Source organism: Candidatus Pseudothioglobus sp. Uisw_050_01, assembly GCF_048085775.1.
In the GTDB taxonomy this organism is placed as follows: Bacteria; Pseudomonadota; Gammaproteobacteria; order PS1; family Pseudothioglobaceae; genus Pseudothioglobus.
In genome coordinates this window covers 861,731-878,093 of sequence record NZ_CP159804.1, presented here as the reverse complement: position 1 = coordinate 878,093, position 16,363 = coordinate 861,731, and the positions used below count along the sequence as shown (strand labels likewise).

15 protein-coding genes are annotated in these 16,363 nt (G+C 38.0%); 7 read left to right on the top strand and 8 right to left on the bottom strand.

Annotated elements, in window-relative coordinates; genetic code table 11:
- Positions 1-41: 41 nt before the first annotated feature.
- A complete protein-coding gene (locus ABXT51_RS04385) occupies positions 42-1,658 on the bottom strand; it encodes a bifunctional metallophosphatase/5'-nucleotidase (RefSeq protein ID WP_416696299.1) in 1,617 nt (538 codons plus the stop codon).
- A 173-nt stretch (positions 1,659-1,831) separates the two neighbouring features.
- Here ABXT51_RS04385 and ABXT51_RS04380 point away from each other — a divergent pair, with 173 nt between their 5' ends.
- Positions 1,832-2,980: an aromatic ring-hydroxylating oxygenase subunit alpha gene (locus tag ABXT51_RS04380; protein ID WP_416696280.1), complete on the top strand. Its 1,149-nt coding sequence runs from the start codon at positions 1,832-1,834 to the stop codon at positions 2,978-2,980.
- Positions 2,981-3,093: 113 nt separating this feature from the next.
- Positions 3,094-4,074, top strand: a complete 981-nt coding sequence (locus tag ABXT51_RS04375) for an aldo/keto reductase (RefSeq protein WP_416696279.1) — start codon at positions 3,094-3,096, stop codon at positions 4,072-4,074.
- Positions 4,075-4,168: 94 nt separating this feature from the next.
- Here the strand turns inward: ABXT51_RS04375 and ABXT51_RS04370 are convergent, their stop codons facing one another.
- The 3 genes from ABXT51_RS04370 to ABXT51_RS04360 form a co-directional block, all read right to left on the bottom strand.
- On the bottom strand, positions 4,169-4,363 hold the full coding sequence (locus tag ABXT51_RS04370; RefSeq protein ID WP_416696278.1) for a hypothetical protein: 195 nt from the start codon (positions 4,361-4,363) through the stop codon (positions 4,169-4,171).
- Between the two features lie 13 nt (positions 4,364-4,376).
- The gene (locus ABXT51_RS04365) at positions 4,377-5,384 is read right to left on the bottom strand and encodes a YeiH family protein (protein WP_416696277.1); all 1,008 of its coding nucleotides are present in this window, start codon (positions 5,382-5,384) and stop codon (positions 4,377-4,379) included.
- A gap of 102 nt (positions 5,385-5,486) precedes the next feature.
- The gene (locus ABXT51_RS04360; RefSeq protein WP_416696276.1) at positions 5,487-5,657 is read right to left on the bottom strand and encodes a hypothetical protein; all 171 of its coding nucleotides are present in this window, start codon (positions 5,655-5,657) and stop codon (positions 5,487-5,489) included.
- A 149-nt stretch (positions 5,658-5,806) separates the two neighbouring features.
- On the opposite strand from ABXT51_RS04360, the gene fdxA reads away from it, so the two are divergent.
- From fdxA to kbl, 5 genes are all read left to right on the top strand, one after another.
- Complete coding sequence (gene fdxA / locus ABXT51_RS04355; RefSeq protein ID WP_416696275.1) at positions 5,807-6,157, top strand: ferredoxin FdxA; 351 nt, start codon at positions 5,807-5,809, stop codon at positions 6,155-6,157.
- Positions 6,158-6,512: 355 nt separating this feature from the next.
- Entirely contained in the window at positions 6,513-8,084 is a 1,572-nt protein-coding gene (locus ABXT51_RS04350; RefSeq protein ID WP_416696274.1) for a Re/Si-specific NAD(P)(+) transhydrogenase subunit alpha, read from the top strand.
- 13 nt (positions 8,085-8,097) lie between these two features.
- Positions 8,098-9,531, top strand: a complete 1,434-nt coding sequence (locus ABXT51_RS04345) for an NAD(P)(+) transhydrogenase (Re/Si-specific) subunit beta (RefSeq protein WP_416679548.1) — start codon at positions 8,098-8,100, stop codon at positions 9,529-9,531.
- 135 nt (positions 9,532-9,666) lie between these two features.
- A complete protein-coding gene (gene tdh, locus ABXT51_RS04340; RefSeq protein ID WP_416696273.1) occupies positions 9,667-10,701 on the top strand; it encodes an L-threonine 3-dehydrogenase in 1,035 nt (344 codons plus the stop codon).
- 14 nt (positions 10,702-10,715) lie between these two features.
- Positions 10,716-11,909, top strand: a complete 1,194-nt coding sequence (gene kbl / locus ABXT51_RS04335; RefSeq protein ID WP_416696272.1) for a glycine C-acetyltransferase — start codon at positions 10,716-10,718, stop codon at positions 11,907-11,909.
- Positions 11,910-12,085: 176 nt separating this feature from the next.
- Here kbl and ABXT51_RS04330 read toward each other — a convergent pair whose 3' ends face one another.
- From ABXT51_RS04330 to ABXT51_RS04315, 4 genes are read right to left on the bottom strand one after another with little or no spacing between them, the layout of a single operon-like run.
- On the bottom strand, positions 12,086-13,516 hold the full coding sequence (locus ABXT51_RS04330) for a gamma-aminobutyraldehyde dehydrogenase (protein ID WP_416676992.1): 1,431 nt from the start codon (positions 13,514-13,516) through the stop codon (positions 12,086-12,088).
- Between the two features lie 22 nt (positions 13,517-13,538).
- A complete protein-coding gene (locus ABXT51_RS04325; RefSeq protein ID WP_416696271.1) occupies positions 13,539-14,369 on the bottom strand; it encodes an ABC transporter permease in 831 nt (276 codons plus the stop codon).
- Positions 14,359-15,276 carry an ABC transporter permease gene (locus ABXT51_RS04320; protein ID WP_416676990.1) on the bottom strand — a complete coding sequence of 306 codons (918 nt, stop codon included), beginning with the start codon at positions 15,274-15,276 and terminating at the stop codon, positions 14,359-14,361. Before ABXT51_RS04320 ends, ABXT51_RS04325 begins: the two co-directional genes overlap by 11 nt.
- Complete coding sequence (locus tag ABXT51_RS04315) at positions 15,269-16,300, bottom strand: ABC transporter ATP-binding protein (protein WP_416696270.1); 1,032 nt, start codon at positions 16,298-16,300, stop codon at positions 15,269-15,271. The genes ABXT51_RS04320 and ABXT51_RS04315 overlap by 8 nt, the downstream gene beginning before the upstream one ends.
- Positions 16,301-16,363 lie beyond the last annotated feature (63 nt).

Here is a 16,363-nt window from a genome sequence, read left to right as displayed (position 1 = left end):
AAGGATGGATAAAAAAAGGCCCAATTAAGGGCCTTTTTAGATTACTTTATTTGCGTAATTCGATTATCAGTGAAACCTGAGTAACCTGGATTTGCCTTAATATAATCAACAACAACATCGGCTAGATCTGGACCGAAGTCATAGATATCTGTTGCAGACCTGAACATTTTATAACCATCACCACCAGCACGAATAAAGTTATTAGAAACCATACCGTATGTACCGTATAGATTGAGTGCACTAAAAGACCCATTACTCTCTTGGATTTCAATTGAAGTCACCCTTTCATTAGCAGGTTTTGACGCATCGAATGAGAAACGCATTCCAGAAACCTGAGGGAATCGGCCCGAACCATCCTCAACCTGGCTCACGCCATTTTCAATCGCTGCAAGTAACTGCTTACCCGTAACCTTGAAGGTTGACATTGTGTTTTGGAAAGGAAGGATAGTCATTATCTCACCAAGTGTAACCTGCCCAGCATCAAGAGAGGCTCGAATGCCTCCTGAGTTTGCAAGAGCAATCGAATAACCTTTTTCCATTCCTGCCGCTCTCATTGCGTCCGTTATCATATTACCCATATCACATTCTTGAACTCGGCATACAGCTCTATCGCCATTTAAAGAGCTAGAAACGTTTCCAACTAGAGTTTCTTTAAGATCTGTTATTGGCTTCTCTAATTCATCTAAGCGAGCAACTATTTGACTATTCTCATTGACAGAGCCGTCAATCGTAATTGGCTCACCTGTTGCAGAGATAACCTCACCTTCATCATCAAAGACAACTGAGAGCTCACCTAAGTATTTACCATAGGCATAAGCTTGTACAATTTGAGTGCCATTAACAACGGTTGGATAAGGTCCTTTTGCTCTATCGCTAATGTTTGATAGATAAGCATTATCATGACCACCAACAATCACGTCAATACCTGTTGTGTTGGCTGCAATTTCTTTATCAATTTCGTATGAAGAATGTGACATAAGTATGATTATGCCAACTCCAGCTGCTGTCAAAGAATCGACCTCGGCTTGCGCAGCAGTAATAGCATCCGTGAATATAATATTATCACCAGGACTCGAAATATCAACAACGTCCTCTGTAACAAGGCCTATAAGTCCAATTTTATGACCACTTCTCTCTATGACCGTTGATTTTTGTAGCTTGCCCTTAAGTTCTGGCTCCATATCAACATTTGCATTTGCCATAAGCACTGGAAAGTTAACCGCATCCATAAATGCTCTTAAGGTTTCTGGGCCATCATCAAACTCATGGTTTCCAACAGTCATTCCATCGTAACCAAGTTTATTCATCATTTCTGCTGCAACCTTACCCTTATAAAGGTTATAGAAAAGAGTCCCTTGGAACTGATCACCGCCATCTAAAAGTACTGTATTTTCATGTCTTGAGCGTGCATCCTCAATTGCTGTAATTAGACGAGCGGAGCCGCCAAAACATTTTCCTTCAGCATTATTCTCAGCAGAGCAATTATTATCGTACTTACTGATAGGCCTAAAACGAGCATGAAAATCATTTGTATGAAGTATTGTTAAGTTAAGAACCTTGTGACTTGCAGCTATTGACGATTGGCTAAAGAAGCCTAATGTAACAAAAAAGCTCAAAAGCACACCTGGAATTATTTTTTGCAAACCTATTGAATGCATTTTGTATAAGTGTTTCAAAATTACTCTCCCCTGTAATTAAAAAAATAGTTGAGGTTATATTGTAATCCTATTTAATATATTGTTTATCAAAATATTTATTATGGGTAGACTCATGCTCCAATGTAATTCAAAATAACAATGTATTATTTAAAAGTCAATTAAAGCAATTAACGATGAAAAACAGCGAGAAAATTGAAAATAAACTAATAAAAAATCTAAAGCTATGCTCTTTACCACTTCCTCATAGAAGGAGCCTCCCTTTTGAATTCTATTGGCAGAATTCTATTTATATACAAGAAAAAAAACGTATTTTTACAGATCAATGGTTGGGGTTAGGTCGGGCAGATAGATTGATGCTTCCGGGTGAATATGAAGCATTAGAGTTATGCGGTCAAGCACTTTTATTGATTCGCGATCAAGATAAAGCTTTACGGTTATATGCAAATACCTGTAGACATCGCGGCGCTAAGTTGTTAGAGGGTAACGGACAATGCCAAGCAATTAGTTGTCCTTTTCATGGCTGGACATATTCACAAGATGGAGTCCTCATTCACGCCAAAGAGATGGATAAAAATCCAAATTTTGATTTCTCAGAACACTCACTGATTGAGTATGACCTAAAAGAAGTAGAAGGCTTTTTGTTTGCTTTTATTGGGAGTGAGTCCACAAATTTAGAGAATCAGTTAGGCGATTTTGCAAAACTTCATAAACCTTGGGCATTGAACGATCTTGTGACAACAAGGCGTCAAGCCTTTGAAGTGCAGTGCAATTGGAAGGCATTTTTAGATGTTTTTAATGAATACTACCACCTGAATAACGTGCACCCAACCAGCATCGATAATCTTTATTGGAAGCCTGAAGAGTCAGACATTACATTGGGCGACTATGCGAGTCAGTTTGGACTTACCTCTGGAACTGGCGCCCTACTTGAAGTTCAACAACTCAGCGCTTTACCAAAAATGATGAGTTTAACTGAGCCATGGAGCCTTGGAGCTCGGTATAGCTGGATTTTTCCAAATATGACTTTTGCAGCCAGCCAAGAGGCGATCTGGGTTTATGAGGCCACTCCAATCAGTTCAGAGCGCTGCCAAATACGTCAAAGCATTTGTTTTCCAAAAAGTACAACAGAGCTACCTGATTTTAACGAAAAGTCTCAGGCCTATTATCAGCGCCTTGATGACGCCATGTCTGAGGACATTATTGCTCTAGAGAATCAACATAAAGGGCTTCGAAATTCACCATCACTGCAGGGTCAATTTTCTCCTCTAATGGAAGAAAACGTTGCCTCATTTTGTAACTGGTATGCGACTAGGATGATTTAGATACGATACAAGTTTTTATTAATTAACAACTCTGAAGTACTTGAGTTAAATTAAAAACATATAGTAAAAGTTATTGGTGGTAAAAAGTAGTTTTAATAGGCTTCAAATCAAAAATGAAATACAGAGATTTTTCAGATACTGGATGGAAAACATCAGAAATTGGCCTAGGTTGTTGGGCAATCGGCTCTGAGTGGGGAGAAGTATCACCTAAAGATGCAAGAGAAGTGTTAAAAACCTCTCTTGACAATGGGGTAAACTTTTTTGATACTGCAGATGTTTATGGGGATGGAAGAAGTGAAAAGTTTGTTGGTGAGCTTATAAATTCCACATCAGAAAGAATATTTGTTGCGACAAAATCTGGAAGGCGCCTAAACCCCCATTCTCCTGAAGGGTACAACTTTAAAAACATTGAAAAATTTATTGATAGATCTCTAATCAACTTAAGGGTAGATTGTATTGACCTGCTTCAATTACATTGCCCTCCAAGCGAAATCTGCCCCAAAAAAGAAACCTATGAAATGATGGATGAGTTTGTTAAGCTCGGAAAAATAGCCAACTATGGGGTTAGCGTTGAAAAAGTCTCCGAGGCGATGGATGCAATACAATTTCCGAACGTGAAAAGTATACAAATTATATTCAATATATTTAGACAGAAACCTGCTGAAATATTTTTTAAAGAGGCCGCAAGGAGAGGCGTTGGAATTATTGCAAGAGTACCTCTAGCAAGTGGTCTTTTGACTGGAAAAATGAATTTAAGATCAAAATTTCCTTCAAATGATCATCGAAACTACAATATTAATGGTGATGCTTTTGATGTTGGTGAGACTTTCTCTGGGGTAAGCTTCAAGAAAGGACTAGAAGCTGTTGAAAGACTAAAAAGCTTAATTCCAGATAATTATTCATTAACAGACTTGGCTTTAAAGTGGATTTTAATGCACGATGAAGTTAGCGTTGTTATCCCAGGAGCAAAAAACAAATCACAGGCCCTAATGAACCTAAAAGCATCAGATCTTAAAGAAATCTCATCTTTACTGCCTACTATTAATGCTGTTTATGATGATCTGATTAAGGCTGATATTCATAGCCGTTGGTAATTTTTACTCAATAAGACAAGCGTTAAAAATTTACTAAACAACAAATGGATCTCTGTTATGCCAATTAAAGACAAGTTCGTCATGTCAGAGTGGTTTATTTAACTACTGAGTCTCCTTCTATAGCGTTATCTTCCTTCATTAGGATTGGCCTTCCATCTGGAGTACTTAAGGGAATAATTTTTCCGTTGTAGCGAGCACAAAGCGTTGGGCTATTTTGCTTTTTATTTCCCAAATTTACCTCTAAATCCACCAAAACCAATTCAGCATCTAAAACCTCTAAAACCTTCATATTCTCTCCTTTGTTAGATGAAGTCCGTTGAAACAGCGAGAACTGCAATACCAAGTAAAGCGACAGTTTGTAAGACCATAAGTGCGATTGATTTTCCGCCTAGCTCCATCATCGACTTAAGTGATGTGGAAACGCCAAGCCCTGCAATAGCGAACACTAAAAACCATTGCGAGACGTCCGCAAGAAACCCCGTTAACATTTGAGGTATGAATCCGATGCTATTTACAATCAAGCATAAGGCAAAGCCAAGGGCAAACCATGGGAATGCTTTAGGGCTAATAGTACCAAGCTCATCATCACCCTTTAATAAAAGCGCAATAATAATAACAATGAACGGTAGCATTGAAATTCTCAGTAGCTTAATAAAGGTAGCTACATCACCAGTCTCATTAGACACAGCATAGCCAGCGCCGACTACCTGCGCAACATCGTGGATGGTTGCGCCAATAAGGATACCAATCTCAACGTCACTGAAGCCCCCTACTGAAAACAAAATAGGATAGGCTATCATCGCAAAGGTTGAGAGCGCTGTTACGCAGACAACGACAAATAAAGTATCACGATGCCTATCTTTCCAATTAGGTAGCACGGAAGCAACAGCGAGCGCAGCAGCTGCGCCGCAAATTGAAACAGCGCACGCGGTTAAAAGTCCAAAAAGATAACGCCTACCCATCAACTTCGCGATGAACCAACTAATTGCAATCGATGAAAGCACAAGAATTGGAACAAGTAAAAGTACATTCGCACCAAGACCTAAAATTTGATCAAGCGTAACTCTGAAGCCTAATAATGCAACACCAAAGCGAAGAATTTTTTTACTTGAGAATTCTATACCTTGAGCACATCGCTCATCGGTTGCTAGAAAGTTAAAGGCAATACCAATTAGGAGTGCAAAGAGCATCACTGGGGCTTTGTAGTGAAGGCTTAGAAATCCTGCTGCTGCGGCTATTGTCCCAACAACAATTAGGCCAGGGAAGAGCCCATTAAGTCGATCTTGTAATTTAATAATCAAGGAATTCATTTAGAAAGGTATTTAAGGTAATTGATACGGCGAGTCATTTTAAATCAATATAGATCTAAAGTGGCGCTATGGTTTTTTAATTAATCACATAGCAATTGAATATTAACTCTCTTCTTTCAAAGCCTTATCCAGTCTACTTAGTGAGCCCGGATTCCAGTCAGAATTATGAATGTCTGACTCTTCAGACCTTGCGTTTGTGGCCATTATTGCTTTTTCTTGCAATGATAATTTCTTTTTCTTCTTGGTTTTTAGTTCTTCATTCTGTTTTTTCATAGTTCTATCCGCTAGTTGAAGTAAAGCCATTAGCCATCAATTGTACTCTTTTTGATGTTTGTTGTATTTCATGTTTTTATTCTTAATAGAATGTGTTCAAATTAACATAGAGTTATATTTTTTAGTTTTTTATCATTGGATGAAATCAAATGGCCTACGTAGTAACCGATGGATGTATCAAATGTAAGCACCTAGATTGCGTTGAGGTGTGCCCGGTAGATTGTTTTTACGAAGGTGAAAATACACTAGTCATTAACCCGGATGAGTGCATTGATTGTGATGTCTGCGTTCCAGAGTGTCCAGTTGAAGCTATATTACCTGATACTGATCCTGTTGGCGTTAAATGGTTAGAGTTCAATAGAAAATACAGCACAGAGATGAATTGGCCAGTTATTACTGAAAATAGTGGTCCAGATCCTGAGCATGAAAAATATCATCCGGATAATTTTCCAGATGGAAAGATGCATCTATTTTCTGAAAAGCCCGGGAAAGGTGATTAATTATGTTTGGACAAGACAAATCTTTGCTCTCTTTTGTATTTATGGGGTAGATTAAACCATAATATTTTTAAGTTTATCGCTCTAATAATCTTCAATTTATTCAACTAAAATTCATTTATCAAAAACATCTTTGTTTTCCTATTCACTCAGATTGGTATAACGAATTTCTAATTTAATTAAACTGGGTCAACTATTATCATATATATGTAAACATATATATCTTTTATTAATAAAATGTTATAATATGTAAATATAAAAAAATGAAATGTAGTGCCAGTTATGAAATTTAATATTTGGTAATGTATTTACAAAGTTTTAATAAGGTGAAAGGCCGCGTCACACAAGGACGAAAATTATGAAAATTGGAGCTCTTAAAGAAACCTCTTCAGGTGAACAGCGTGTTGCCTTAACTCCAGATAGTGCAATTAAGCTAAAAAAGCTTGGTCATGAGTGCCTGGTAGAATTGGGTGCTGGTATTTCAGCTGGCTTTATTGATAAGCAATATGAAGATGTAGGCGTTGAGATCTGCAAATCTGGTGAAGCACTTATAAAGGCAAGTGATGTAATTGTTAAGGTTCAGCCACCAAGTGAATCTGAAATCAAAAGACTTTCATCCTCCAAGACACTAATCTCTTTTTTCTATCCAAGCGCCAATGAAGTGTTAATGGAAATGGCTAAAGCTAAAGAGGCTAGAGTTATTGCTATGGATATGGTGCCGCGCATTAGTCGCGCCCAAAAAATGGATGCATTATCTTCTATGGCCAATATTTCCGGCTACCGCGCAGTGATTGAGGCGGGTAACAACTTTGGCCGCTTTTTTACTGGACAGATGACAGCAGCCGGTAAAGTACCCCCAGCAAAGGTCTTAGTAGTTGGCGCCGGTGTTGCTGGACTCGCAGCAATTGGCACCTCTACCTCTCTTGGTGCTATCACCTATGCATTTGACGTTCGCCCAGAAGTTGCCGAGCAGGTAGAGTCTATGGGCGCTGAATTTGTTTTCTTAGATTTTGAAGATGAACAGAACAATAGCACCTCAACTGGAGGTTACGCTGCTGTATCTTCGCCTGAATTTACTAACGCTCAATTAGTCAAGTTCCGAGAGATTGCGCCTGATATGGATATTGTGATTACTACCGCTTTGATTCCTAATCGAGAAGCGCCTGAGCTTTGGACTAAGGATATGGTTGCCAGTATGAAACCTGGCTCAGTCGTAGTAGATCTGGCTGCTGAAAAGGGTGGAAATTGCAAGCTTACTGTTATAGATGAGCGCATTGTTACAGATAATGGCGTAATTATTATTGGTTATACAGATTTTCCAAGCCGGATGGCCGCTCAGGCGAGTACTCTTTATGCCAGTAATATTCGCCACATGATTGATGACTTGACTCCCAACAAAGACGGAGTGATAGTTCATGATATGGAGGATGACGTTATCCGCGGCGCAACGGTCGTTCATAATGGAGAGATTACTTTTCCTCCTCCACCTCCAAAAGTACAGGCTATTGCCGCTATTCAAAAAGCAAGGGTTCCAGATAAAACCCCTGAAGAGGTTCGAGCTGATGAGGTTGTAGCCTTTAAAAAACAGACTAAAAACCAAGTTATATTACTTTTTGTTGGAGGCGCATTGTTATTCTTAGTTGGAAGCTATGCACCAGCAAGTTTTATGCAGCACTTTATTGTTTTTATCTTATCTGTTTTTGTTGGTTTTCAAGTGATTTGGAATGTTAGCCACTCTCTTCATACGCCATTGATGGCTGTGACCAATGCGATTTCATCAATCATAATATTGGGAGCAATACTTCAGATAAATTCATCCAGCTCTATAGTCATGGTTCTTGCTGCGATATCAGTGTTTTTTGCGGGCATTAATATATTTGGTGGCTTCCTTGTAACGAGGCGCATGCTTGCCATGTTCCAGAAATCTTAATGAGGCTGGCGTCATGGAAATAGGCTTTACTTCTGCTGTTTACGTTCTTGCAGCGGTGTTATTTATTCTATCACTTGGCGGGCTGTCTGGTCAGGAAAGCGCAAAGCGCGCGGTCTGGTATGGTATTACTGGAATGGCCTTAGCTGTATCTGCCACCCTACTAGGTCCTGGATTAGGGCATTGGTGGCTCTCACTGGCTCTGATTGCAGCGGGTGGCTTGATAGGTTACCTTTTAGCGTCAAAAGTGGGAATGACTGAAATGCCAGAGTTAGTTGCTGGTATGCATGCTTTGGTTGGGCTTGCCGCGGTATTTGTGGGCTTTAACACTCATTTTGAACTGGTTAATATTGCCTCTATGGATGATACTGCCAAGAAAATGCTTGAAGGGTTTTCAGGGCTACTTGCTAAAAAGTCAGTTGTAGAGATCAACATTCTTCGTGTTGAGACAGCTTTGGGTATCTGGATTGGTGCTGTTACTTTTACAGGCTCAGTGATTGCTTATAGCAAGTTAGCAGGCAGAGTAACTTCAGAAGCTATCAAGCTTCCTGGGGGTCACTTTCTTAATGCAACTGCAGCTATAGTGTCAGTATTGTCTGTAGCTTGGTATTTAAATTCTGGTGAGTTATTGTCGATGATCATTCTGATGGTCATGGCTTTATTTATCGGTTATCACCTTATCATGGGTATTGGTGGTGCAGACATGCCGGTAGTGGTATCGATGCTGAATTCATATTCAGGTTGGGCTGCTGCTGCGATTGGATTTAGTCTTGGTAATGACCTTTTGATTGTTGTTGGAGCTTTAGTAGGATCATCAGGCGCTATTTTATCCTACATCATGTGTAAAGCTATGAATCGGTCCTTTGTGAGCGTAATCCTTGGTGGCTTTGGTGGTTCATCTGGCCCTCAAATGGAGATTAATGGAGAGCAGGTCGCTATTGATGTAGACGGTGTTGCCTCTGTATTAAATGAAGCTGAAAGTATTATAATAATCCCAGGTTACGGTATGGCTGTTGCCCAAGCTCAACAATCAGTGTCTGAATTAGCGCGTAAGTTAATAGCTCAGGGAAAAAATGTTCGCTTTGCAATCCATCCAGTAGCTGGTCGCTTGCCAGGTCATATGAATGTTCTTCTAGCAGAGGCACGGGTACCTTATGACATCGTTATGGAGATGGAGGAGATTAATGATGACTTCCCAGATACCGATGTGGCTATTGTAATTGGATCTAATGACATTGTGAATCCAGCTGCTCAAGAAGACCCAAACAGCCCAATTGCAGGCATGCCTGTATTAGAATGCTGGAAGGCTAAACAAGTATTTGTCTCCAAACGGGGTCAGGGAACAGGATATTCTGGCATCGAAAATCCATTATTCTTTAAGGAGAATGCAAGAATGTTCTACGGGGATGCAAAAGAATCTATTGATAAACTCTTACCACTTATAGACTAATTAAATAAGAACTATTTACAATCTAGAATTTGAGAATCAACTAAACGTCTATAGCCCCTTTCTATAAAATGATATATCAATTATTGATATAAATTCTACTCACTAATATTTTTTTAAACAACTAAGGATTGTATTGTGAAAGCATTAGTTAAAAGCCACTCAGAGAAAGGGATTTGGCTTGAAGACGTACCCATGCCAGAGGTAAGCAGTAACGATGTGCTCGTCAAAGTTCAGAAAACTGCAATTTGTGGTACTGACATACATATTTATAATTGGGATGCATGGGCAAAAAAAACCATATCTGTGCCAATGACAACAGGCCATGAATTTGCTGGAGTTATAGCTGAGTTAGGTGAAAGTGTTGTTGGATTAAAGGTTGGTGATCTGGTTTCTGCTGAGGGTCATATAGTTTGCAATCGATGCCGTAACTGCCTAGGTGGACGCAAACACCTGTGTCCTAATACTGTTGGGATTGGAGTTAATCGAAACGGATCTTTTGCAGAGTATGTATCGGTTCCAGCAGAAAATGTATTTAAACCAAGTGTCAAAATTTCAGCAGACTTACTAGCCTGTTTCGACCCTTATGGGAATGCAGTTCATACCGCGCTTTCATTTGATATGGTAGGAGAGGATATTTTAATAACTGGCGCAGGTCCAATTGGAATTATGGCTGCAATGGTTGCTGCTCACAGTGGTGCTCGTAATATAGTAATTACTGATTTAAATGAATACCGCCTTAATTTAGTTAAAAAAATCTTACCGAAAGTAATCACTGTTAATGTTGAAAAAAATCAAATTACGAAAGAATTAATGGAAAGTTTAGGTATTTTTGAAGGCTTTGATGTTGGCTTTGAAATGTCAGGCTCACCTCAGGCATTTGGGGAGATGCTTAATAAAATGATTAATGGCGGCAAGGTAGCAATGCTAGCCATCATGCCTTCGGGTTCTGGTATTGATTGGGACTTGGTTGTATTCAAAGGGCTACATATAAAAGGTATTTATGGTCGTGAGATTTTTGAGACTTGGTATAAAGGTTCTATGATGGTACAAAGTGGGCTCCCACTTGAAAAAATTATTACCCACCATTACCACTACACTGACTTCCAGCAGGGTTTTGATGTAATGTGTTCAGGCCAATCTGGCAAAGTCATCCTCAATTGGGAAGATTAATTTAAGGAATTTTAATGAGTTTTAAAAGTGCAAAAGCGAGCTTAGAAAAAGATTTAAATGCCATTAAAGAGGCAAGTTTATGGAAAACTGAACGTGTCATTGCATCTGATCAAAAAAACCAAATTACACTTGAAGGTGGCACTGAAGTGATCAACATGTGCGCGAACAATTATCTTGGTTTAGCAAACCATTCTGAGGTAATTCAAGCAGCTAAAGATAGTTTTAGTGACTGGGGTTTTGGCTTGTCATCTGTCCGCTTTATTTGCGGTACTCAGAGCATCCATAAAAAACTTGAACACAAGGTTAGTGAATTTCTTGGCCTGGAAGATACGATTCTCTACGCAGCTTGTTTTGATGCCAATACAGGACTCTTTGAAACAATTTTATCTAAGGATGATGCGGTTATATCTGACGAACTCAACCATGCTTCAATCATTGATGGTGTTCGTCTTTGTAAGGCCGCTCGATTTCGTTATAAGCACAATGATATGACTGATCTTGAGGCAAAACTAATTGAAGCTAAAGAGAGTGGAGCTAGACGTATTCTAATTACAACTGACGGTGTTTTTTCAATGGATGGCACTATTGCGCAGCTCGATAAAATATGTGATTTGGCTGATAAGTATGATGCTATGGTCCATCATGATGACTGTCATGCAACTGGCTTTATAGGAAAGACTGGTCGTGGAGTTCATGAATATTGTGATGTGATGGACCGTGTTGATATTATTACTGGAACCTTTGGCAAAGCGCTTGGTGGTGGCTCGGGTGGTTTCACCTCAGGTCGTCAAGAAATCATTGATATGTTGAGGCAAGGCTCCAGACCCTATTTATTTTCAAATACTGTTGCGCCTTCTATATGTGCAGCCTCTATAAAAGTATTAGAGATGCTTTCAAACTCTACAGAACTAAGAGATCATCTAGAAAAGAATACGAATTACTTTCGTCAAGGTATGCAAGAGGCAGGCTTTAATGTAGATGATGGTATTCATCCAATTGTTCCAGTCATGTTAGGTGACGCTAAATTAGCACAAAAGATGTCAGTCAAACTTCTAGAAAAGGGGATTTATGCAATTGGTTTTTTCTTTCCTGTGGTGCCAAAAGGCAAAGCAAGAATCAGAGTACAAATATCAGCGGGACATACTAAAGGTGATTTAGATAAAGCAATTGAAGCTTTTTCCTCAACCTATAAGGATTTATCGGATTAAAGAAAATAATTAATCGAAACATAAAAAAAATGGTGAAGGGAAAGGGATTCTACTAATCACCTGCAGCTCTTCTATTTGAAGATATACTAATTATCGATATAAATTCTACTCACCAATCTACTTACAATTAAATATATTCTCCCTCCACCAATTTTGTTAATATCTAATATTTGGATTTAGGCGCCAATATTTACCATAACATGTCTGATGTTTGTATAGTCTTCCAACGAATATATAGATAAATCTTTTCCATAACCTGATGACTTGACGCCACCATGTGGCATTTCAGAAGCTAACATGAAATGTGTATTGACCCAAGTACAACCATACTGAAGCCTAGCAGCAGTTGCCATCCCTTTTGTAATATTTTGAGTCCAAACTGATGATGCTAATCCATATGGAGAATCATTTGCCCATCCAATAGCATCTTCGACATCAGAAAATGGTGTCACAGAAACTACTGGACCAAAAACTTCTTTTTGAACAATTTCATCATCATGGTTAGCTCCAGCAACGACTGTCGGTAGATAAAAATTACCTACACCATCTTTAGCATGTCCACCTGTTGTAATCTCTATATTGTCAACTAATTTAGCCTTTTCAATAAATCCAGAAACTCTATTTAAATGTTCAGCAGTAATTAAAGGAGGTATGTCATTTTTACTATCATCATCATTACCATAACCAATAGTATTTACTGCTTGAGTTAATTTAGATACAACTTTATCATATATTTTTTTATCAACAAACATCCTACAAGCAGCAGTGCAATCTTGACCTGCATTGTAATATCCAAAGTCCTTTATACCTTCTATTAGTAGATCAATATCAGCATCATCAAAGACAATAACTGGAGCCTTTCCACCTAATTCTAGATGTGTTTTTTTAATACTATGGCTTGCAGCTTCTAAGATTTTTTTACCAGTACTAACGTCACCAGTTAATGAAATCATTTGCACATCTGGATTATGAATAAGCGCTGATCCTACAGTTTCTCCAATTCCATAGATAACATTTACCACACCTTTTGGAAAAACTTCCGCCAAAATATCAACTATGAATAGAGTAGTTAATGGTGTTTGCTCAGAAGGCTTAAGTACGACAGTATTACCCGTGGCTAACGCTGGAGCTAATTTCCATGCTGCCATCATTAATGGATAGTTCCAGGGAGCAATTGAACCAATAACACCGATAGGGTCTCTTCGAATCATACTGGTAAAACCCTCTAAATACTCGCCGGCAGCAGAGCCCTGCATTGTCCGACATGCAGCTGCATTAAATCTAAATACGTCAGCAACTCCAGGAATTTCATCATTTAAAACTAGATGATATGGCTTTCCACAGTTTAATGACTCTATTCTTGCAATCTCTTCAGCTTTTTGCTCAATCATATCTGCAACTTTAAGAAGCATACCAGACCTTTCAGCAGGGGTGGTTCGTGACCATGAAGTAAAGGCAGCCTTTGCTGACTGAACTGCTAAATTAACCTGCTCAATAGATGATTGAGGTATTTCAGTTATTATCTCAGAATTAAATGGGTTAATTATTTTCTCACTAGGCCCTTCGCCCAAAACAAGTTCGTTATTAATTAGTTGTTTTATTTTCATAATGACTCCTTTGTGTAATAGGTTATTTTGTTGATCCTTCAGATTCTGAAGTTTTACTTGCTACATAGCTTGCAAAGACAATAGGAATAAACGTGATAAGCATTATAAAAACTGCTACTACATTAGTAATTGGTCGTTGCCTTGGTCTTATTAATTCAGAAAACATCCATATTGGCAGTGTTGTTTGTTGTCCAGCAGTGAAGGTGGTTACAATAACCTCATCAAAAGACAAAGCAAAAGCCAGCATGCCTCCTGCTAGAATAGCTGTACCCATATTAGGGAGAATAACATAGAAAAATGTTTGTAGGTTATTTGCTCCAAGGTCCATCGATGCCTGTATTAAGTTTGGAGAAGTTCTTCTTAGCCGCGCAACTACATTATTGTAGACCACAACCATACAGAAAGTGGCGTGTCCGATTATGATAGTCCAGGTACTAAATGGGACTCCCAAAACTCCAAATGTACTTCTTAGAGATATACCAGTAATTATCCCTGGCAGAGCTATAGGTAAAATAATCAAAATAGTTATTGAACTTTTACCAAAGAAAGAAGTTTTATAGAGAGCTCCAGCAGCTAATGTTCCTAGAATTATTGCGAGAAAAGTAGAGATAATTGCTATCTGCATAGATAATGCAACTGCATCCCATATATCTTGCCTATTTAATACCACCTCAAACCATTTAAGGGTATAGCCAGGAGGCGGAAATTGATAGGACTTATCCTCAGTAGTGAATGCATATAGAATAATTAATAGAAGAGGAATATGCAAGAATAAAAGTCCAGCAATAGCCCCAAATTGAAGCCCTAGACCTGCCTTATTAAGCCTATTAATTGATCCTTTTCTAAAGAGCATTAAATGCCCCCATTTTTTTGGCAAGGTATATATAAATTATCATAACCACAATTGGTACCAGTGAAAAAGCAGCAGCTAGAGGTATGTTTCCAGCTGTACCTTGATGGGTATAAACTGCTTGTCCAATAAAAAATTTGGACGTTCCAATAATATATGGAATTATGTAGTCACCCAGTGTTAGAGAAAAGGTAAAAATCGAGCCAGCAATTATTCCTGGAAGTGCAAGTGGCAGGATCACCTTATAAAAAGTTTGCCTTTTATTAGCTCCTAAATCATATGAAGCATTAATCAACGAATTTGGAACCCTCTCTAAAGATGCTTGGATTGGTAAAATCATAAATGGCAGCCATATATAAGTAAATACTAAAAACATTCCAATATATGAAATTGATAATGAGGGTCCCCCTATTAATGGAATAGAGAGAATATTATCAAGTAGCCATTCAAGATGCAGCCTCTCAAAGAACCAGTTGATTATTCCTTCCTTAGCTAAAATGAGCTTCCAGGAATAAACTCTAACAAGATAGCTTGACCATAGAGGAAGCATAATAGCAATGAAAAGAAATATTTTGACTTTTGGAGATGTAAATTTAGCCATGTAGTATGCAATTGGAAATCCAATAATTGCTGAACCAATGGTGACACAAGTTGCTAAACCAACAGTTCTAATAAGAATATCTATATTTGCAGGTGAACTAAAAAGCTCGATAAGAGTTTTAAAGCTAAACTCATAAACGATCTGTCCGGTAAAACCATCTAAATGAAAAAAAGAATGGCCTAAAAAAATTAATAGTGAGCCAAGATAGACAACTCCCAACCAAAGAAGAGGAACTATAAGAAAGGATAAAAAAATAAAATTTTTATTTCTGTAAGTAAAATTAGAAAAAGAGTCTAAAAGTTTATTCATTTAAAGTTGTAATGTCGGTTTTTTTCCAAGCAATCGTATGTTTTATATTAATGTCATATTTCTGATTAATATTGCCCTCTAGTGACTTAAACACACTAAGTTTACAATCATTATCAATTGCGTAGGTCATCTTCAGGTGAGAGCCTTGAAACTGGCAGTCAGCTAAAGTCCCATTGGTGATGAAGTATTGCTTCTTATCTATAGCAGCAAGATCTTTTTTTGTCTCCATAATAATGATATTTTCAGGTCTAACGGAGAATGCCTTGTCGAGACCAAAAATCTTCATAGCTGAATCTTTATTAAATATTGAAGTAGTTCCAATAAATTCTGCTACAAATGAATTAATTGGCTTGCTGTAGATATTTGCTGGCGTATCAATTTGTTCAATCTTACCATTGTTAAAAACAGCAATTCTATCACTCATACTTAGCGCCTCTTGTTGGTCATGAGTTACATATATAAAAGTTATTTTGAATTGCCTCTGAATATTTTTTAATTCAACCTGCATTTTTTCTCTGAGTTTAAGGTCTAAGGCACCAAGAGGTTCATCCAGTAACAAAATTTTAGGTTTATTAATAAGAGATCTAGCTAATGCGACTCTTTGTCTTTGGCCACCAGAGAGTTCACTTGGTTTGCGTAAATCGTAACCCGTTAGATTTACAATTTCAAGAATTTCATCTATCTTACGATCCATAGGTGAGCCTTTCATTTTCTGAACTTTAAGGCTATAACCAACGTTCTGTCGAACGTTCATATGAGGGAAAAGTGCATAATCTTGGAATACAGTATTAACATGCCTTTTGAAAGGTGGGATGTTTGTAACATCTTCTTCAAAAATAGAGACATTACCATTGTCTGGTGCTTCGAATCCAGCTATAACTTTAAGACATGTAGTCTTTCCAGAGCCAGATGGCCCTAATAAGGAAAAGAATTCACCATCACTCACAGTTAAATCTATATTATCAAGCGCCTTAATAAGACCATATGATTTATTGATGTTTTTTAAATTTAAAGCTTTTAACATAATGCATTTAAAAAAAAAGGGGGAGTGAACCCCCCCTTTTTTTTCTTATTAAGTTATATATTT